The sequence below is a fragment of the Streptomyces lydicus genome, from assembly GCF_000717345.1.
In the GTDB taxonomy this organism is placed as follows: Bacteria; Actinomycetota; Actinomycetes; order Streptomycetales; family Streptomycetaceae; genus Streptomyces; species Streptomyces lydicus.
Map to the genome: position 1 here is coordinate 333,039 of NZ_JNZA01000008.1, position 19,478 is coordinate 352,516.

Annotated in this window: 16 protein-coding genes and 1 pseudogene; 12 read left to right on the top strand and 5 right to left on the bottom strand. The window is 71.5% G+C overall.

What is annotated here, in order from left to right; genetic code table 11:
* The first annotated feature begins 118 nt into the window (after positions 1-118).
* The 4 genes from OO62_RS09880 to mutM all read left to right on the top strand — a co-directional run bounded on the left by OO62_RS09880 (position 119) and on the right by mutM (position 2,870).
* Positions 119-784, top strand: a complete 666-nt coding sequence (locus OO62_RS09880) for a YceD family protein (protein WP_051732929.1) — start codon at positions 119-121, stop codon at positions 782-784.
* Between the two features lie 2 nt (positions 785-786).
* Positions 787-960, top strand: a complete 174-nt coding sequence (gene rpmF, locus OO62_RS09885) for a 50S ribosomal protein L32 (RefSeq protein WP_028802425.1) — start codon at positions 787-789, stop codon at positions 958-960.
* A 7-nt stretch (positions 961-967) separates the two neighbouring features.
* Positions 968-1,837, top strand: coding sequence for a ribonuclease III (gene rnc, locus OO62_RS09890; RefSeq protein WP_180290199.1), 870 nt, complete (start codon positions 968-970; stop codon positions 1,835-1,837).
* A gap of 106 nt (positions 1,838-1,943) precedes the next feature.
* A complete protein-coding gene (gene mutM / locus OO62_RS09895) occupies positions 1,944-2,870 on the top strand; it encodes a bifunctional DNA-formamidopyrimidine glycosylase/DNA-(apurinic or apyrimidinic site) lyase (RefSeq protein WP_033266890.1) in 927 nt (308 codons plus the stop codon).
* Positions 2,871-2,897: 27 nt separating this feature from the next.
* On the opposite strand, the gene OO62_RS09900 is transcribed toward mutM, so the two are convergent.
* A complete protein-coding gene (locus OO62_RS09900) occupies positions 2,898-3,323 on the bottom strand; it encodes a winged helix-turn-helix transcriptional regulator (RefSeq protein WP_033266891.1) in 426 nt (141 codons plus the stop codon).
* A gap of 150 nt (positions 3,324-3,473) precedes the next feature.
* On the opposite strand from OO62_RS09900, the gene OO62_RS09905 reads away from it, so the two are divergent.
* Complete coding sequence (locus OO62_RS09905; protein WP_445655166.1) at positions 3,474-4,064, top strand: flavodoxin family protein; 591 nt, start codon at positions 3,474-3,476, stop codon at positions 4,062-4,064.
* Positions 4,065-4,200: 136 nt separating this feature from the next.
* Here OO62_RS09905 and OO62_RS09910 read toward each other — a convergent pair whose 3' ends face one another.
* A complete protein-coding gene (locus OO62_RS09910) occupies positions 4,201-5,130 on the bottom strand; it encodes a CAP domain-containing protein (RefSeq protein ID WP_033266893.1) in 930 nt (309 codons plus the stop codon).
* A gap of 132 nt (positions 5,131-5,262) precedes the next feature.
* Here OO62_RS09910 and OO62_RS09915 point away from each other — a divergent pair, with 132 nt between their 5' ends.
* From OO62_RS09915 to OO62_RS36925, 5 genes and pseudogenes are all read left to right on the top strand, one after another.
* Positions 5,263-5,544: an acylphosphatase gene (locus tag OO62_RS09915; protein ID WP_033266894.1), complete on the top strand. Its 282-nt coding sequence runs from the start codon at positions 5,263-5,265 to the stop codon at positions 5,542-5,544.
* 381 nt (positions 5,545-5,925) lie between these two features.
* Positions 5,926-6,129 (top strand): hypothetical protein, encoded by a 204-nt coding sequence (locus OO62_RS09920; protein WP_033266895.1) that lies wholly within the window; start codon positions 5,926-5,928, stop codon positions 6,127-6,129.
* A 304-nt stretch (positions 6,130-6,433) separates the two neighbouring features.
* Entirely contained in the window at positions 6,434-10,114 is a 3,681-nt protein-coding gene (locus tag OO62_RS09925) for an AAA family ATPase (protein ID WP_033266896.1), read from the top strand.
* 280 nt (positions 10,115-10,394) lie between these two features.
* A complete protein-coding gene (locus OO62_RS09930; RefSeq protein ID WP_033266897.1) occupies positions 10,395-11,810 on the top strand; it encodes a sugar porter family MFS transporter in 1,416 nt (471 codons plus the stop codon).
* Between the two features lie 121 nt (positions 11,811-11,931).
* Positions 11,932-12,102 (top strand): annotated as a pseudogene (locus tag OO62_RS36925) (cupin domain-containing protein); the annotation flags it as partial.
* Positions 12,103-12,109: 7 nt separating this feature from the next.
* Here the strand turns inward: OO62_RS36925 and OO62_RS09935 are convergent.
* Positions 12,110-13,114 (bottom strand): LLM class flavin-dependent oxidoreductase, encoded by a 1,005-nt coding sequence (locus OO62_RS09935; RefSeq protein WP_033266898.1) that lies wholly within the window; start codon positions 13,112-13,114, stop codon positions 12,110-12,112.
* Between the two features lie 111 nt (positions 13,115-13,225).
* A complete protein-coding gene (locus OO62_RS09940) occupies positions 13,226-14,707 on the bottom strand; it encodes a purine-cytosine permease family protein (protein ID WP_033266899.1) in 1,482 nt (493 codons plus the stop codon).
* A 309-nt stretch (positions 14,708-15,016) separates the two neighbouring features.
* Here OO62_RS09940 and ftsY point away from each other — a divergent pair, with 309 nt between their 5' ends.
* Entirely contained in the window at positions 15,017-16,252 is a 1,236-nt protein-coding gene (gene ftsY / locus OO62_RS09945; RefSeq protein ID WP_033266900.1) for a signal recognition particle-docking protein FtsY, read from the top strand.
* 488 nt (positions 16,253-16,740) lie between these two features.
* Here the strand turns inward: ftsY and OO62_RS09950 are convergent, their stop codons facing one another.
* Positions 16,741-17,409 carry a bifunctional DNA primase/polymerase gene (locus tag OO62_RS09950; RefSeq protein WP_033266901.1) on the bottom strand — a complete coding sequence of 223 codons (669 nt, stop codon included), beginning with the start codon at positions 17,407-17,409 and terminating at the stop codon, positions 16,741-16,743.
* Positions 17,410-17,898: 489 nt separating this feature from the next.
* On the opposite strand from OO62_RS09950, the gene nsdA reads away from it, so the two are divergent.
* Positions 17,899-19,374, top strand: a complete 1,476-nt coding sequence (nsdA, locus tag OO62_RS09955; RefSeq protein ID WP_033266902.1) for a transcriptional repressor NsdA — start codon at positions 17,899-17,901, stop codon at positions 19,372-19,374.
* Positions 19,375-19,478 lie beyond the last annotated feature (104 nt).

Genomic DNA, 19,478 nt, shown 5'->3' on the forward strand with positions numbered 1-19,478 from the left:
GCGCCGGAAACCGCTTGCCGGCCGGGAGCGGATTGGGCCTATCGGGGCCCGTCCAGTATCCTGGCTCTTCGGTCGCGCGTATTGACGCGATCTCTGCTGCCCGAATTCCACAGAGGGAATGCGGGCGGCGTGCAGACCCCGTAGAAAGCAGGAAGCCATCAACGCCCGCCTCGACCACCGTTCCCCTCTCGTGTTCGACACGCGTGAGCTGGGCCGGCGTCCCGGTGCGCTCAAGAGGGTCTCCCGCTCCGTCGAGGCCCCCCGGGATCTCGGCAACGAGGTCATCGGTGTGCCCGAGGGCGCGACGGTGGAACTCGACCTCCGCCTGGAATCGGTCATGGACGGTGTGCTTGTCACAGGTACCGGCCGTGCGACCGTCAAGGGGGAGTGCGTAAGGTGTCTGGAGCCGCTGGAGCGTGAGCTCGACAGCGACTTCCAGGAGATGTTCGCCTACCCCGACGCCGATGCCCGCGTCCATGACAAGGACGCCGGCGACGACGCCGAGGATGAGGAGGACACCCTCTTCCTCGAGGACGACCTGTTCGACCTCGAACCCGTGCTGCGCGATGCGGTGGTGCTCGCACTGCCGATGCAGCCGGTGTGCCAGGACGACTGCCCGGGCCTCTGCTCCGATTGCGGAGCGCGGCTCGCGGACGACCCGGACCACCATCACGACGCCGTCGACATCCGTTGGGCGGCACTGCAGGGACTCGCCGAGACCGTCAAGGACGGCGAGAAGGACAACGCACCCCGCGACGGCGGGGATGAACCTCAGGAGAAGTAGCCGTGGCTGTTCCGAAGCGGAAGATGTCGCGCAGCAACACGCGCCACCGCCGGTCGCAGTGGAAGGCTGCGGTCCCCACCCTGGTGGCGTGCGAGCGCTGCCACGAGCCCAAGCAGCAGCACATCGCGTGCCCCGCTTGCGGCACCTACAACAAGCGCCAGGTCCTCGAGGTCTGAGCGGCTGGTGACAGGCACTGTGTCTAGCCCCAAAAAGGCGGAAGACGCCCATTCGACTCCTCGCACTCGCGAGGGTGAACCGGCTCCGGCGGACACGGCCTCGTCTCACACGCTTCTGGAAGGGCGGCTCGGGTACAAGCTCGAGTCCGCCCTTCTGGTGCGTGCGCTGACGCACCGCTCGTACGCATACGAGAACGGCGGTCTGCCCACCAACGAGCGGCTCGAGTTCCTCGGGGACTCGGTGCTCGGCCTGGTGGTCACCGACACGCTGTACCGCATCCACCCCGACCTGCCCGAAGGCCAGCTGGCCAAGTTGCGGGCCGCGGTGGTCAACTCGCGTGCGCTTGCCGAGGTGGGCCGCGGCCTCGACCTCGGCGCCTTCATCCGCCTCGGTAGGGGCGAGGAAGGCACGGGCGGCCGGGACAAGGCATCCATCCTCGCCGACACTCTTGAAGCAGTGATCGGCGCGGTCTATCTCGACCAGGGCCTCGACGCGGCCGGCGAGCTGGTGCACCGGCTCTTCGACCCGCTCATCGAGAAGTCCTCCAGCCTGGGCGCGGGTCTGGACTGGAAGACCAGCCTCCAGGAACTCACCGCGACCGAAGGTCTCGGCGTCCCGGAGTACCTGGTCACCGAGACCGGCCCGGACCACGAGAAGACCTTTACTGCTGCTGCCCGCGTCGGTGGTGTCTCGTACGGCACCGGCACCGGCCGCAGCAAGAAGGAAGCCGAGCAGCAGGCGGCCGAGTCGGCGTGGCGCGCGATCCGCGCCGCGGCGGACGAGGCGGCCAAGGCGGCATCCTCCGGCGACGATGCGTCGCCGGCTTCCGACAGCTCGGCTCCGGCCTCCGGCGACACCTCGTCGCCGGGGCACTGAAGCACCGTTTCTGACCCCGTACGGGCGGCCGCGCGCCGCCCGTACGGGGTCAGAAGTCTTTCCCGCATCCCCAGTTGCCCCCTCCCGCCGTCCCGAGGAGCCCTCCGTGCCCGAGCTGCCCGAGGTCGAGGTCGTACGCCGTGGACTGGAGCGCTGGGTCAGCGGCCGGACGATCGACACGGTCGAGGTGCACCATCCGCGCGCCATTCGCCGGCACACCGCCGGTGCGGCCGACTTCGCGGCCCGGCTCAAGGGGCTGCGGCTGGGCGTGGCCCGCCGGCGCGGCAAGTACCTCTGGCTCCCGGTGACCGGGGGCGGCCCGGCCGCGCAGACCGCGGCCGAAGGCATCGGCCCGCTCGTCACGCCGTCGGTCACCCACGGCCTGGCGATCCTCGCCCACCTCGGTATGAGCGGGCAGTTGCTGGTCCAGCCGCACGACGCCCCCGACGAGAAGCATCTGCGCATCCGTGTCCGCTTCGACGACGACCAGGACACCGAGCTCCGCTTCGTCGACCAGCGCACCTTCGGCGGCCTCTCGGTGCACGACACCGTCCCCGGCGACGCCGACCAGCTGCCGGACGTCATCGCGCACATCGCCCGCGACCCGCTCGACCCGGCCTTCGACGACGCCGCCTTCCACGACGCGCTGCGCCGCCGCCGGACCACCGTCAAGCGGGCGCTGCTCGACCAGACGCTGATCAGCGGGGTCGGCAACATCTACGCCGACGAGGCGCTGTGGCGCAGCAAGCTCCACTACGAGCGGCCCACCGCCACCTTCACCCGGCCGCGGACCACCGAACTGCTCGGCCACGTCCGCGACGTGATGAACGCCGCGCTCGCCGTCGGCGGCACCAGCTTCGACAGCCTCTACGTCAACGTCAACGGCGAGTCCGGCTACTTCGACCGTTCCCTGGACGCCTACGGGCGCGAGGACGAACCGTGCCGCCGCTGCGGCACCCCGATCCGCCGCCGCCCCTGGATGAACCGCTCCAGCTACTTCTGCCCCCGCTGCCAGCGGCCGCCGCGGGCCTGACCGCGGGGCGCCGGCGGGCCGGGCGGATCAGGCCCCGGTGTGCCGGGCGTCGTAGTGCTCCCGCGCGGCGAGTACCTGCGGCATCCGGTCCTCCACGAGATCGATCAGCTGCCGCAGCTGGTGGGCGACCTGGAGTCCCAGCGGCGTCAGCGCGTAATCCACCCGGGGCGGGTTGGTCTGCTGTGCCTCGCGGTGCACGAGTCCGTCCCGCTCCAGCGCGTGCAGGGTCTGGGCCAGCATCTTCTCGCTCACCCCTGCCACCCGGCGGCGCAGTTCGTTGAAGCGGAACGTCCCGTCGAGCAGTGCGCCCAGCGTCAGGCTGCCCCATCGGTCGGTGATGTGCTTGAGCGCGTCACGGGAGGGGCAGTCGCGCGCGAACACGTCGTAGGCCAGGTCGTCCGTACAGCCGGCGGCGGACTCGCCGGCCGGCTGTGGGGTGCTCTCGGTCGCCATGCGAACACCTTACCTCCGCACAGCGCTAACCGTTGGGTTGCGCTTTCTAAAAGTTAGTGCTTCTCTTTCTGTCGTCGCCCTGACCGTCCGCGAGGCACGACCGCCCGGACGCCGTTACCCGGAGGAGAATCCGCCATGACCAGCCCCGCCCTGCCCGCCCCCGTCGTCTCGATCGCCTACCACTCCGGCTACGGCCACACCGCGGTCCTGGCCGAGGCGGTGCGCTCCGGTGCCGCCGACGCGGGCGCCACCGTCCACCTGATCAAGGTGGACGAGATCACCGACGCGCAGTGGGAACAGCTCGACGCCTCCGACGCCATCGTCTTCGGCTCGCCGACCTACATGGGGACCGCCTCCGGCGCCTTCCACGTCTTCGCCGAGGCGACCGCCGCGCGCTGGGCCACCCGCGCCTGGCAGGACAAGCTCGCCGCCGGCTTCACCAACTCCGCCTCGAAGAGCGGGGACAAGCTGCACACCCTGCAGTTCTTTACGGTGCTCGCCGCCCAGCACGGCATGAGCTGGGTCGGCCTCAACCTGCTCCCGGGCTGGAACTCCTCCACCGCGTCCGAGAACGACCTGAACCGGCTCGGCTTCTTCCTCGGGGCCGCCGCCCAGTCCAACAACGACCAGGGTGCCGAGGGTGTCCACAAGGCGGATGTCGCCACCGCCGAGCACCTCGGACGCCGCATCGCCGAGCAGACCCGCATCGTCCTCGCGGGACGCGCCGCCCTCGCTGCCTGACCCGCCGCCGCGGCCCGGAAGGCCCGCGACACGGCAACCAAAAGCCCGCGCCGCCCCGTGATCCGTCACGGGGCGGCGCGGGCTGTCGGTACAGGAGCGGCCGGGGATGCCGGCGGGGCGGCTGCTGCGGGTGGGCTCAGAAGCCGAAGTCCTGGGTCCACCACGGGCCGCCCGGGCCGAAGTGGACGCCGACGCCGAGGGTCTTGTACTCGCAGTTGAGGATGTTCGCGCGGTGGCCGGGGCTGTTCATCCAGGAGTCCATGACGGACTGGGCGTTGGCCTGGCCGCGGGCGATGTTCTCGCCGCCGAGGTCGGTGATGCCCTTGGCGCGGGCGCGGTCCCACGGGGTGTGGCCGTCGGGGTCGGTGTGGCTGAAGAAGCCGCGGGCGGCCATGTCGTCACTGAACCCCTGTGCGAGCGCGTCCAATTCCGGGTCTGCAGTGACCGGGGAGCAGCCGGCCTGCGCGCGCTCCTGATTGACCAGCGAGAGGACCTGGGCCGCGGTGGACGATCCGGCGTCGGGGGTCTTCGACGCGGCCGCGGTGGGGTGCGGCGCGGCCGGGGAGGGGGCCGTGCGGGGCTTGGTGGAGCGGTGCGAACCGGGGGTCGCGGCGGGGGATTTGGCTGACCGCTGGGGTACGGGCGACGTCGAGGGTGTCGTGGGGGAGGAGGGGCGGCCGGTGCCGGGGAGGGCGGAACGGCCGTCGCCGCGGCTCGTCGGGGCCGTGGCCCGGTCCGAAGGCGACACCGACAGGCCGCCCATCGGGGCGGTGGCCTCCGGCAGGGCGTCGGCGCGGACCCGGTCCTGGTCGCCGCCCGTACCGCCGTCGAACTGGCCGCCGCCGGGGATCAGTCCGGTGGCGACCGCCACCGCTCCCATCGCCACCGCGGCGGAGGCGCCGAGCAGTCCGGTGCGTACGGGTGCCGCGCCACGGCCGCGCGCCGCACGGTGGGAGCGCTGCGCCGCGGGAGCCGATGCGGCCGGCAGGACTGCCGTCGGGGCGTCAACAGGCCCCGCTCCGGGGGCTGCGGGCGCGTGGGGGGCAGAGCGTCGATGGCGGCCCATCCGCTGTCTTCCTTCCGTCCTCAGCGTCAAGATGATTCACCCGAAAGAGTGAGTCTCGCTGACGGGGGACTGTACGCCATGGCGCAAGGGGGCGAAGTGCTCGTTGAGCAATTGGCCGGTTAACGTGCACACATGAAGGAAGATGTCCGTGTGACCGCGTGGGTGCGTGGTCAGGTCCAGGGTGTGGGCTTCCGCTGGTTCACCCGCGCCAACGCGCTTCGCATCGGCGAACTCGCAGGGTTTGCAGTCAACCTCGGTGACGGCCGGGTCCAAGTGGTCGCCGAGGGACCGAAGGATCACTGCGACCAGTTGCTGGAGTGGCTGCGGACCGGAGACACGCCCGGGCGCGTGGACGGAGTCACTGAGATATGGGACACGCCCCGGGGTGGCTACGACGGCTTCGAGATCCGCTGATCCGGCCTGCCGGAACCGTCCGTACGGGCGTTGACAGCGATCTTTCCGGTGTGCCTTTGTCAGCTGCTTACAGGAGATAAGCCCTGGTGGTTGCCAACTCGGCCGTCCCGTGCAAGGCTGCCGCTGTACGGATGATCTCCACGCCCCGCGGGACCTTTCTGGGGAGTAGGCGCAGCGCCCTCGCGGCCGCGCACTCTCAGGTGCCCGAGGATACGGGGTGTGATCGTGTTGACCGTCAAACCGTTTGGTGAGACTCTGGAATCCCCGCGCACCTTAGCTGTTTGGCATTGAGTACACCAGAGAATGACAAGCACCGCGGGTGCGAATCCCTCACGACCCACACCGCTTCGGTCGGTCACTCATTGTGGAGGACCATCCATCATGGCAAAGGCGCTTCTCGGTTACGTCGGCGGCTCCGACCCCCGAGTCCTCTCCGAGATGCGACGGCTTCAGCAGCGCGTCCAAGACCTTGAATCCGAACTCATTCGGATGCAGGCCGAAAACGACATGCTGTCGGCTGCCGCACGTCGCGACGAGTCGGTGCTCGACATCGACGTACCCCAGGCGGAGCCCGCGCTCACCTGACCCTCACCCCCCGGGGCCGGTAGGGCTGCTCGCCAGCCGCTTGAGGCACCGCTTTCAAGATCTGCAAGGGACGCTTCGGCGTCCCTTCGTCGTTTCCGAGTTCTGCGTCTGCCGGCTTTTCTTTCCCCGACCGAACGGCCACCCGTGCGGTGCCGGCCCTCCCTTACCGCATGATGTGCCCTGCGCTTTCCTCGGTGAAACCGAAAATGAACGGCGCGGTATACCCGGGGGCCGTACGGGGCGGGTCGCCGTGCCCGGAATGTTGGGGTCGCTCGCCGAGGGGCGGCCGGTAGAGTCCAAAGGCGTGCATCTCAAGAGTCTGACCCTGCGAGGCTTCAAGTCCTTCGCCTCCGCCACGACGCTGCGGTTCGAACCGGGCATCACCTGCGTCGTGGGTCCCAACGGATCCGGCAAGTCCAACGTCGTGGACGCGTTGTCCTGGGTCATGGGCGAGCAGGGTGCCAAGTCGCTGCGCGGCGGGAAGATGGAGGACGTCATCTTCGCCGGGACGACCGGGCGGCCGCCGCTCGGCCGGGCCGAGGTCTCGCTCACCATCGACAACTCCGACGGCGCGCTGCCGATCGAGTACGCCGAAGTCACCATTACCCGGATCATGTTCCGGAACGGCGGCAGCGAATACCAGATCAACGGTGACACCTGCCGGCTGCTCGATATCCAGGAATTGCTCTCCGATTCCGGTATCGGCCGGGAGATGCACGTCATCGTCGGGCAGGGCCAGCTCGACTCCGTACTGCACGCCGACCCCATGGGCCGCCGGGCCTTCATCGAGGAGGCGGCCGGCGTTCTCAAGCACCGCAGGCGCAAGGAGAAGGCGCTGCGGAAGCTGGAGGCGATGAAGGCGAATCTCGCGCGGGTCCAGGACCTGACCGACGAGCTGCGGCGCCAGCTGAAGCCGCTGGGCCGGCAGGCCGCGGTGGCCCGGCGCGCCGCGGTGATCCAGGCGGACCTGCGCGATGCCCGGCTGCGGCTGCTCGCCGACGATCTCGTCACGCTGCGCGAGGCGCTGCGGGCGGAGATCGCGGACGAGGCGGCGCTCAAGGAGCGCAAGCAGGCTGCCGAGGAGCGGCTGCGCACCGCCCAGCAGCGGGAGGCGGCGCTGGAGGAGGAGGTCCGTACCCTCACGCCGCGGGTGCAGCGCGCCCAGCAGACCTGGTACGAGCTGTCGCAGCTCGCGGAGCGGGTGCGCGGCACGATCTCGCTGGCCGAGGCGCGGGTCAAGAGCGCCACGGCGGCCCCGCCCGAGGAGCGGCAGGGGCGCGACCCCGAGGACATGGAGCGGGAGGCGGCCCGGATCCGCGAGCAGGAGGCGGAGTTGACCGCCGCCCTGGAGGCGGCCAGCCGGGCGCTGGAGGACACCGTCGAACACCGGGCCGAACTGGAGCGGCAGTTGGCCGCCGAGGAGCGCCGGCTGCGGGACGTCGCCCGGGCCATCGCCGACCGGCGCGAGGGCCTGGCCCGGCTGAGCGGGCAGGTCACCGCCGCCCGCGGGCGGGCGGCCTCCGCGCAGGCGGAGATCGGCCGGCTCGTCGAGGCACGGGACGACGCCCGGCAGCGGGCGGCCGTCGCCCAAGAGGAGTACGAGCAGCTCAAGGCCGAGGTCGACGGACTGGACGCGGACGACGAGGAGAGCGCGGCGGCCCACCGGGCGGCCCGCGACGGGCTCGCGGAGGCGGAGGCCGCGCTGACCGCCGCCCGGGAGGCGCTGACCACGGCCGAGCGCAAGCGCGCCGCGACCGCCGCCCGGCACGACGCGCTGGCACTCGGGCTGCGCCGCAAGGACGGTACGGGCGCCCTGCTGGCCGCGGCCGAGCGGCTCAGCGGCGTGCTCGGGCCGGCCGCCGAGCTGCTGACCGTCACCCCCGGCTTCGAGATTCCGGTCGCGGCCGCTCTCGGTGCGGCCGCGGACGCCGTCGCGGTCACCGACCCGGCCACCGCCGCCGAGGCCATCCGGCTGCTGCGCAAGCAGGACGCGGGGCGGGCGGCGATGGTGCTGGGGAGCGCTGGGAGCGCGACCGGGGCATCTGCTGTGACTACAGGGGCTGATGGTTTCAACGGCACCAGTGGTGTTGATGGTGTCTGTGGGGCGGGTGCCGGCGGCGGTGTGGCGGATGCCGGGGGGCCGGGTGGCGGGCCGCGGGTCCCCGGGCCGCGTTCCGCACCGGTGCCGGCCGGTGAACTGGTCCGGGGGCCGGCGGAGTTGACGCCGGCGGTGGCCCGGCTGCTGCGGGACGTCGTGGTGGTCGGGACGCTGGAGGACGCCGAGGACCTGGTGGCCGCCCGTCCGGAGCTGCTGGCCGTGACCGGTGAGGGGGACCTGCTCGGGGCGCACTTCGCGCAGGGCGGCTCCGCCGGCGCGCCGAGCCTGCTGGAGGTGCAGGCGTCGGTCGACGAGGCGGCGGCCGAACTGGAGGAGCTGGCGGCGCGCTGCGAGGAGCTGGCCGAGGCGCAGCGGGCCGCGGCCGAGAAGCGTACGGAGTGTGCCGCGCTGGTCGAGGAGCTGGCCGAGCGGCGGCGGGCGGCGGACCGGGAGAAGTCGAAGGTCGCCGGGGACCTGGGGCGGCTCGGCGGGCAGGCGCGGGCGGCCGCGGGGGAGGCGGAGCGTTCCGCCGCGGCCGCCGCCCGGGCCGAGGAGGCGCTGGCGCGGGCCACCGAGGAGGCCGAGGAGCTGGCCGAGCGGCTGCTGGTGGCGGAGGAGGAGCCGGGCGTCGGGGACGAGGAGCCCGACACCTCCGTACGGGACCGGCTGGCGGCCGACGGGGCCAATGCCCGGCAGACCGAGATGGAGGCGCGGCTCCAGGCGCGTACGCACGAGGAGCGGGTGAAGGCGCTGGCCGGCCGGGCGGATGCGCTGGACCGGGGGGCGCGCGCCGAGCGCGAGGCGCGGGCGCGGGCCGAACGGCGGCGCGCCCGGCTGCGGCACGAGGCGGAGGTGGCCGGAGCGGTCGCCTCCGGTGCCCGGCAGCTGCTGGCGCACGTCGAGGTGTCGGTCGTACGGGCCGAGGAGGAGCGGGGCGCCGCGGAACGGGCCAAGGCCGAGCGGGAGCAGGCGCTGGGGGCCGAGCGCACCGCGGCCCGGGAGCTGAAGTCCGAGCTCGACAAGTTGACCGACTCGGTGCACCGGGGCGAGGTGCTCGGCGCGGAGAAGCGGCTGCGGATCGAGCAGCTGGAGACCAAGGCGCTGGAGGAGCTGGGGGTGGAACCGGCGGCGCTGATGGCCGAGTACGGCCCCGACCAGCTCGTACCGCCGTCGCCGCCCGCCGAGGGGGAGGTGCTGCCCGAGGACCCGGCCCACCCCCGTCACCAGCCGGTGACCTACGTGCGGGCCGAGCAGGAGAAGCGGCTGAGGGCCGCCGAGCGGGCGTATCAGCAGCTCGGGAAGGTGAACCCGCTTGCGCTGGAGGAGTTCGCCGCGCTGGAGGAGCGCCATCAGTTCCTGAGCGAGCAGCTTGAAGACTTGAAGAAGACCCGGGCCGATCTGATGCAGGTGGTCAAGGAGGTCGACGAGCGGGTGGAACGGGTTTTCACCGAGGCGTACCACGACACCGCCCGGGAGTTCGAGGGCGTCTTCTCGCGGCTCTTCCCGGGCGGTGAGGGGCGGCTGGTGCTGACCGACCCGGACAACATGCTGACGACCGGGGTGGACGTGGAGGCGCGCCCGCCCGGCAAGAAGGTCAAGCGGCTCTCGCTGCTGTCGGGCGGCGAGCGGTCGCTGACCGCGGTGGCGCTGCTGGTGTCGATCTTCAAGGCGCGGCCCAGTCCGTTCTACGTGATGGACGAGGTCGAGGCGGCGCTGGACGACACCAATCTGCAGCGGCTGATCCGGATCATGGAGGAGCTCCAGGAGAGCTCCCAGCTGATCGTGATCACGCACCAGAAGCGGACGATGGAGGTCGCGGACGCGCTCTACGGGGTATCGATGCAGGGTGACGGTGTGTCGAAGGTGATCAGCCAGCGGCTGCACTGATCCCGCCGGGCCGGAGCCGGGCGGGACCGCTCCTCGCACCGTCGCCGACTGCGTCGGGTGTCCGACGAATCATCAGTTCACTATCGCTTCACAACTTGAACAAAGGGTCGCCTCGCCGCTCGGGAAACAAATCCATCACGCGGTATTGACTTCGAAACTTGAAGGCATAGTCTCTGCAACGTCGCTTTTACCTTCAAGTGGTGGGTGCCCCCAACCTGTGAACCACTAGAAGGGCCAGTCCCCTACGCCCGGCAGCGCAGCCGGGCCACTGGAGTTCACGTTGACCAGCACCGCGCAGCCGACGGTCCCGGAAGGCCGCAAGGCCCATCCCGACCACCTCGGCCATGTCATCTTCATTACCGCGGCTGCCGCGATGGGCGGCTTTCTCTTCGGCTATGACAGCTCCGTCATCAACGGCGCCGTCGAGGCGATCCGGAGCCGTTACGACGTCGGTTCCGCCCTCCTCGCGCAGGTGATCGCCATCGCGCTGATCGGCTGTGCCATCGGCGCCGCGACCGCCGGCCGGATCGCAGACCGCATAGGCCGCATCCGCGTGATGCAGATCGCCTCGGTGCTGTTCACCATCAGTGCCGTCGGCTCGGCCCTGCCGTTCGCCCTGTGGGACCTGGCGTTCTGGCGGATCGTCGGCGGTTTCGCGATCGGCATGGCCTCGGTCATCGGCCCGGCCTACATCGCCGAGGTGTCGCCGTCCGCCTACCGCGGCCGGCTCGGCTCCTTCCAGCAGGCCGCGATCGTCGTCGGCATCGCCATCTCCCAGCTCGTCAACTGGGGCATCCTCAACCTGGCCGACGGCCAGCAGCGCGGCAAGATCGGTGGCCTCGAGGCTTGGCAGTGGATGCTCGGCGTGATGGTCGTCCCGGCCGTGCTCTACGGTCTGCTCTCGTTCGCGATCCCCGAGTCGCCGCGCTTCCTGATCTCCATCGAGAAGGTTGACCGCGCCAAGGAGGTGCTCTCCGAGGTCGAGGGCCACTCGGTGAACCTGGACAAGCGGGTCGCCGAGATCCAGGACGCGATGCGCCGCGAGCACAAGCCGAGGTTCAAGGACCTGCTCGGCAAGGTGGGCTTCCTGCCGATCGTCTGGGTCGGCATCGGACTCTCGGTCTTCCAGCAGCTGGTCGGCATCAACGTCGCGTTCTACTACTCCTCGGCGCTGTGGCAGTCCGTCGGCATCGACCCCAGCAGCTCGTTCTTCTACAGCTTCACCACGTCGATCATCAACATCATCGGTACCGTCATCGCGATGATCTTCGTCGACAAGATCGGCCGCCGCCCGCTGGCGCTGATCGGTTCGGCCGGTATGGCCCTCGCCCTGGCGCTGGAAGCCTGGGCCTTCTCCGCCAAGACCGCGGCCGGCACGCTGCCGGCGACCGAAGGCACCGTGGCCCTGATCGCCGCCCACGTCTTCGTGCTCTTCTTCGCCCTCTCCTGGGGCGTCGTGGTCTGGGTCTTCCTCGGCGAGATGTTCCCGAACCGGATCCGCGCCGCCGCGCTGGGCGTCGCCGCCTCCGCGCAGTGGATCGCCAACTGGGCCATTACGGCCAGCTTCCCGAGCCTGTCCGACTGGAACCTCTCGGGTACGTACGTGATCTACACATTCTTCGCCCTGCTCTCGATCCCCTTCGTGCTCAAGTTCGTGAAGGAGACGAAGGGCAAGGCGTTGGAGGAGATGGGCTAACCCCCCCCGCCAGTCCTTCTCCTCAGTACTGGGTACTGCCCCGGCTCGACCAGAGAGCCGGGGCAGTAGCTTTTTTCCGCGCCGTTCCGCCTCACGCCGGCACGCCGGCAGGAAAGTACCTCGGGACGTCATTTCTGCCGGGCCCGAGGAGGTGTGCGTGGTCTCCGGCACCTTCAACGACGGCGACCACGACCATCCCGCCGGGACCTTCCTCCACGCCCCGGCCGGGTCCTGGCACGTACCGCAGTCGGCCACCGGCTGCCGCCTCTTCGTCTTCTCTCCCGAAGGCTGAAGCCGCGTCACCCCTGGAGCCGGGGCAGCACCCGCTCGGCGAACAGGTGCAGGGAGCGCCAGCCCTCGTCGACCGGCATCCCGCCGCACAGCGGATGCAGGATCAACGAGCCCTGCGCGCCGGCCTCCCGGGCCAGGCGCAGACACTCGTCGGGAGTGACGACGCGGTAGACGCCCTCCTCGCGCAGGGCCTCGGTGTCCTGGGCGGACGAACGCACCGCGGAGCGGATGCCGGTGGACTGCCAGGAGGCGTAGGTCCGCGCCTCGTACAGCAGATGGCCGCCGTACTCGGCCCAGGTCCGGTCCGGGTCCTCGGCGACATGCAGCAGACAGGTCCGCTCGGGCGGCTGCATCACCCAGCCCTCGGTGCCGAAGGCGGCGCGCTGCTCGTGGTAGTACGCCTCCAGGCCGGGGAGGCGCGCGCTGGGGAAGAACGGGAGCCCCAGCCGGGCGGCGCGCCGGGCGGCGGCGCGTGAGCTGCCGCCGATCAGCAGCAGCGGGTGCGGCCGGGTGTACGGGCGCGGGGTGACCTGGACCGTACGCCCCCGGTAGCGGAACGGCTCGCCGGTCCAGGCGGACAGCAGGGTTCCGAGCACCTCGTCCTGGAGGGCGCCGCGGCCCTGCCAGTCCCTGCCGTGTGCCGCGTACTCCTCGGGCCGGTAGCCGATGCCGGCGACGGTGACCAGCCGGCCGCCGCTGAGCAGGTCCAGCGAGGCGAGGTCCTCGGCCAGCCGCAGCGGGTCGTGCAGCGGGGTGATCAGGGCGGAGACGGTGACGCCGATGCGGCGGGTGGCGCCGAAGACGGCGCCCGCGAAGGTGAGCGGCGAGGGCATCCAGCCGTTGGTGGTGGCGTGGTGCTCCTCGGTCTGGATCATGGTCAGACCGCGGTCGTCGGCGAACGCCGCCATCTCGACGGCGGCCCGGTAGCGCGCGGAGAGCGCGTCGGGGGTGGGCGCCGGGTCGACGAGGTTGAAGCGCACGACCGTGACGGGCAGGGCGGGCAGCGCGGACATGGCAGACGTCCCCTTCGCCAAGGCGGATGGCGAAGGGGACGTTAGCTGACGCAGCGTCAGATCACTAGGGTGCGGACGCGCCGCGGGGCCTGCGTGGTGGTGGACCCGCGGTCAGCCCACCTCGACCGGCTGCCGTGCCTCGGCCGGAGCCGCGGCCGCCGGGACGTTCTCCTTGGGCGCCGGCAGGACGGCGAAGACCGCCGCGGAGAGCGCGATGGTCGCCGCCCAGCCCAGGCCGTTCTCGCCGATCCAGGTGGTGGCCAGCGGGCCGGTGAACCACTGGACCTTGGTGAAGCACAGACCCGCGACGAGCGCCACCGACCAGGCGGTCATGGCCTGCCAGCAGAAGCCGCCGGTGTACCAGTAGCGGCTGGTGCGGCTGGTGTTCATCAGGCTGTCGGCGTCGTAGCGCACCGCCAGCTTGCGGCGGCGGGCCATGTCGATGGCGTAGACGCCGATCCAGGCGGAGAAGGAGACCGCGAGCAGCGTCAGGAACGCGATGAACTGGCCGATGAAGTCCTTGGCCACCAGCATCATGAACAGGCCGCCGATCAGGCTGATCGCGGCGTTGATGCTGACCGCCAGGGCGCGCGGGAGCTTGACGCCCATGGTCTGGGCGGTGAAGCCCGCGGAGTACATCGACAGGCTGTTGATCAGCATCATGCCGATGAGCGCGGTGATCAGGTAGGGGATCGCGATGGCGCGCGGCAGGACCTCGCCGAGGAAGGACATCGGGTCGGTGTTCTGGTTGGCCAGCGACGGGCTGGAGACCGCCAGCACCCCACCCATGAGCACCATCGGGATCAGCACCAGGGCCGCGCCGGAGACCGTCGTACCGACGATCTTCTTGCCGGAGGCGGAGCGCGGGAGGTACCGCGCGAAGTCCGGGCCGGTGGGGACCCAGCTGATGCCGCCGGCGGCGATGGTGCCGATACCGGCGATCATCAAGGTCGCGCTGCCCGGCGACTTGTGGAGGATGTCGCTCCACGGCATCGTGACGATCAGGTGGACCAGGACGACGACGCTGATCGCGCTGAAGAGGTACGTGGAGTACTTGTTGCACAGGTTCAGCGCCTTGCGGCCCATGCCGCTCACCAGGAAGGTGCAGGCGACGAAGCCGAGCAGGGTGACCACGACCAGGAAGTTGTTGGCCTTGATCCCGAAGACCAGGTGCAGCACGGTCAGGATGGCGTAGGCGCCGGTGACCGCGTTGATCGTCTCCCAGCCGAAGCGGGCGACCCACAGGATCGCGCCCGGGAAGTAATTGCCGCGCACACCGAAGGCGGCCCGGGAGAGCATCGCGCCCGGTGCGCCGCCCCACTTGCCGGAGACCGACAGCAGGCCGACCATGCCGAAGGACACCGCGGAGGCGACGGCGGCCACCACCAGCACCTGCCAGAGGTTCAGGCTGTTGTTGATCACCAGCGAGGCCCCCATGGTGAGCAACAACACGCTGATGTTGGCGGCGACCCAGGTGGGGAAGAGTTCGCGGACGCGGCCCCGGCGCTCATGATCGGGGACCGGCTCGATGCCGCGGGTCTCCACGGCGCCTTCGGTTGCAGGGATGGACGCGGACGTGGTGCTGGTGCCCATGGTGCAGGTGTCTCCGTGCGGATCTGGGGGGCGCCCCCGGGGGGAAGGGGGCGGAGGCAGCGGCTGTGGTGCCTGGCCAGAAAGTGGTTGCCAGGACTCTACGCGCGTTGCGCAGTCGTCACCATCGTAGTTTGATCCAACTTCTGCCACTCTGCACCGTTGGATCCCTCAACGACCACGAGTGTCACCCAGACTCGTCGAAGCGTCCAGCGGAGCCGTGCCGAGGCCCTCGGAGCGGCCGGACCGCCGGCAGCCGGATTCGGCGCGTGCGGTCCCCGTGGAGAGGGCGTGGCTGATACTGGAGGGGTTATGGAATTCGTCATCCTTGCCGTAGTCATCGCCGTGGTCGTGCTCGGCGCGATCAGCGGGCTCGTCGTCAGTGGCCGCAAGAAGAAGCAGCTGCCGCCGTCCCCGCCGGCTGCCCCCGAGCCCTCCGTCACCGCGCCCCCTGCCGAACCGCATGTCGGCGAGGAGGCCGAGACCCCCCGCGACGAAGAGCGTCGCACCATCGAGGAAGTCACGCTGCCCACCGCCGAGGCCCCCGAGGCCCCGGCGCCGGCGGCCGAGCCCGAGGCGCCCGCCGCGCCCGAGGTCGCGGTCGAGGTCCCCGAGCCCACCGCCGGCCGGCTGGTGCGGCTGCGCGCACGGCTCTCCCGTTCCCAGAACACCCTGGGCAAGGGCCTGCTGACCCTGCTCTCCCGCGAACACCTCGACGAGGAGACCTGGGAGGAGATCGAGGACATCCTGCTCACCGCGGACGTCGGCGTCGCCCCCACCCAGGAGCTGGTCGACCGGCTGCGCGAGCGCGTCAAGGTCTTCGGCACCCGCACCCCCGACGACCTGCGCGAGCTGCTCCGCGAGGAGCTGCTCACCCTCATCGGTCCGGACCTCGACCGCACGGTCCACACCGCCAACGGCATCGGCAACGGCGGTGACGAGATCCCCGGCGTCGTGATGGTCGTCGGCGTCAACGGCACCGGCAAGACCACCACCACCGGCAAGCTCGCCCGGGTCCTGGTCGCCGACGGCAAGTCCGTGGTGCTCGGCGCCGCCGACACCTTCCGCGCCGCGGCCGCCGACCAGCTGCAGACCTGGGGCGAGCGGGTCGGCGCCCGTACGGTCCGCGGCCCCGAGGCCGGCGACCCGGCCTCCGTCGCCTACGACGCGGTCAAGGAAGGCATCGCCGAAGCCGCCGACGTCGTGCTGATCGACACCGCGGGCCGGCTGCACACCAAGACCGGCCTGATGGACGAGCTCGGCAAGGTCAAGCGGGTCGTCGAGAAGCACGGCCCGGTCGGCGAGGTGCTCCTCGTCCTGGACGCCACCACCGGCCAGAACGGTCTGGTGCAGGCGCGGGTCTTCGCCGAGGTCGTGGACATCACCGGTGTGGTGCTCACCAAGCTCGACGGCACCGCCAAGGGCGGCATCATCATCGCCGTCCAGCGCGAGCTGGGCGTCCCGGTCAAGCTCGTCGGTCTCGGCGAGGGCGCGGACGACCTGGCCCCGTTCGAGCCCAAGGCGTTCGTTGACGCGCTTATCGACTGACCACCGGCAGGGCGACGCCCCACCCCGGCCGCTCCCGGCCCCCGGCCCGCACTCGCGGGTACCGGGGGCCGACGTCGTACGGACTCGCCGGCCGGCCGGCCGGCCCGGCGCGGCCTGTGCCCGCGGGCCGTGTGACGCATGCGGCGGGCCGGCAGCCCGTCCTGTGACCGCGCGGTCGACGAGGCGCCGGCGCCCGACGCCTGCCGGCAGGCGCTGGAGGAAGTCTGCGCCCCGGGCCCACCGGTGGTTCGGCACAGCCGAGGACAGCGACAGCTCACCGGGGCAGCTGCCCGGCCCTGCGCACCCCTCCGCGGTCTCCGCACCCCGTGCCCGGCCTCGGGTCGCGGCGGACCCCCGCCGAGGGCCTCCTGCCTACGCTCCTCGCCCGGGCCGGGCCGACGGCGCCGTCCGGCGGGCGGTAACCGAAAGCCTGGCGCGGCCCCGGGCGGTCGTGCGGTGGTCCGCCGGCGGCACGGCAGCGGCGCCGTTCATCCGCACAGCCGGGCGCACACATACGCCAGCGTGCCCACCACCAGCCGCGCCTGGGGCGGGCGGCCCGCTGTGTCCAGGGTGGGTGGCCGCAGCCAGCGCATGGGCCCGTGGCCGCCGTGGTCGGACGGCGGTGCGGTGATGTGGTCGCCGAGACCCAGGGGGCGCAGGTCCAGGGCGGCGTCGTCCCAGCCCATCCGGTAGAGCAGATCGGGGAGTTCGGCGGCCGCCCCGGGGGCCACGAAGAACAGCGCACGGCCGGTCGGCGTCGCGGCCACCGGGCCGAGCGGCAGGCCCATCCGCTCCAGTCGTGCCAGCGCGTTGCGCCCGGCCGCCTCCGGGACGTCGAGGATGTCGAACGACCGGCCCACCGGGAGGAGGACGGCTGCGCCGGGCGTCTCCGCCCAGGCCGCCGCGGCCTTTTCCAGCGTGACGCCGGCCGCCAGCTCCTCGGCGAAGGCCAGCGGGTGGGCGCCGGGGGAGGGACAGTCGGCGGCGCCGCACGAGCAGTCCGTACGGCCGCTGCCCGCCCGTACCGCACGGGCACCGGGGACCACGTCCCAGCCCCACAGGCCGGTGTACTCCGCCACCGCCGTGACCTCGGTCGAGCGGGTGCGCCGCCGGGAGGCCGAACGCATCTCCCGGATGCCGCCGATCGTGAAGCCCATGCCCCCTCCAACGGGTGGTGCGTGCCAGTGGTTACGAGCCGGCGCGTTGACGGCGGGCGCCGTTCACGCTCCGTCGACGGTGCGCGGGACCGGTGGTGCGACGTGGTGCGTGGGGTGGCGCGGTGGCCGCCGCGAGCCCGTGCGTGCTCCGATCCGCCCGGCCCTGCTCGACCTGTGTCAAGTCAATCGCGAGAGCTCGCCGAGGAGTTCATTCGAAGGGGTGGCGAATGGTGGCGTTTCCCCAATCGCCCTCGCGAGGGGCGTGATCGTAGGATTACTTTCGGTACACGAACCCCCGTGGGGCATCGTTCGCACGGGTATGCCGGTGGCAACGCACCGGTTGAGCACAGGCCAAAAGGTGTGCCCGGAATCCGTGATCGGGTAGATGTACCCCGGACAGGCGTCGCAACGAGCGGGAGCCTGCGGGTGGTTCGAGCTCAGCAGGCACCGGGCATCGAGCACCGAGGCAGCTATCGGGAGGGGCTTCCAGTGGGCGGCAACGGCGGCACGGGCGGCACCGACGCTGTCAAACAACCCAACGCGCAGCTGGGTTCGTGGTTCATGCGCAGCGGCTGGTCCAAGGGCGAGCTGGCGCGGCAGGTCAACCGCCGGGCGCGCCAGATGGGCGCCCACCACATCAGCACCGACACCTCGCGGGTGCGCCGGTGGCTCGACGGTGAACAGCCGCGCGAGCCGATTCCGCGCATCCTGTCGGAGCTGTTCTCCGAGCGCTTCGGCTGCGTCGTCGGCATCGAGGAGCTGGGACTGCGCTCCGCGCACCAGTCCCCGTCCGTCTCCGGTGTGGACCTACCCTGGGCCGGGGCCCAAACGGTCGGCCTCATCAGCGAGTTCTCCCGCAGCGACCTGATGCTGGCCCGCCGCGGCTTCCTCGGCACCTCCCTCGCCCTCGCCGCGGGCCCCAGCCTCATCGAGCCGATGCAGCGCTGGCTGGTGCCGGTCCCGGCCGGCACGGGTGGCACGGAGGAGCCCGACCGCGTCAGGCGGCCGGCCCGGCTGTCCAAGCCGGAGCTGGACCTCCTGGAGGCGACCACCGTGATGTTCCGCCAGTGGGACGCGCAGTGTGGCGGCGGGCTGCGGCGCAAGGCGGTCGTCGGCCAGCTTCACGAGGTCACCGACCTCCTCCAGGAGCCCCAGCCGGCGCCGGTCGCCAAGCGGCTCTTCAAGGTCGCCGCCGAACTCGCCGAACTGGCCGGCTGGATGAGCTACGACATCGGGCTCCAGCCCACCGCGCAGAAGTACTTCGTGCTGGCGCTGCACGCGTCCAAGGAGGCCGGTGACCGCCCGCTGGGCTCGTACATCCTCTCCAGCATGAGCCGGCAGATGATCCACCTCGGCCGGCCGGACGACGCGCTGGAGCTGATCCACCTCGCCCAGTACGGCAGCCGGGAGACGGCCACCCCGCGCACCCAGGCGATGTTGTATGCGATGGAGGCCCGCGCCTACGCCGGGATGGGTCAGCCCAGCAAGGTCAAGCGGGCGGTCCGGATGGCCGAGGACACCTTCTCCGACATCATGCCCGGCGAGCCGGAGCCGGACTGGATCCGCTTCTTCTCCGAGGCCGAGCTGAACGCCGAGAACGCCCACTCCTACCGCGACCTGGCCTATGTCGCCGGCCGCAGCCCCACCTACGCCTCGCTCGCCGAGCCCGTCATGGCGCGGGCCGTGGAACTGTTCGGCAAGGATCCCGAGCACCAGCGGTCGTACGCGCTCAACCTCATCGGCATGGCCACCGTGCGGCTGCTCCAGAAGGAGCCGGAAGCCTGCGCGGAGATGGCGCAGCGGGCCATACCGTTCGCCCGGCAGGTCCGCTCGGAGCGGGTCAACACCCGGCTGCGGAAGACCGTGGACACCGCCGCCCGGGAATTCGGCCACGTCGCCGAGGTCATCCGGCTCAGCGACGAGCTCGCCCGTCAGCTGCCGGAACACGCCGAGGCCGCCGTCTGACGGTTCCCCTCCAAGCCCCCGGCCGCGGCCGCCGTCCCGTACAGCCCGACTCGGCTCCCCCCTGCCAGGTCACGTGGACGGCAACCGCGGCCGGGCCCTCGTGC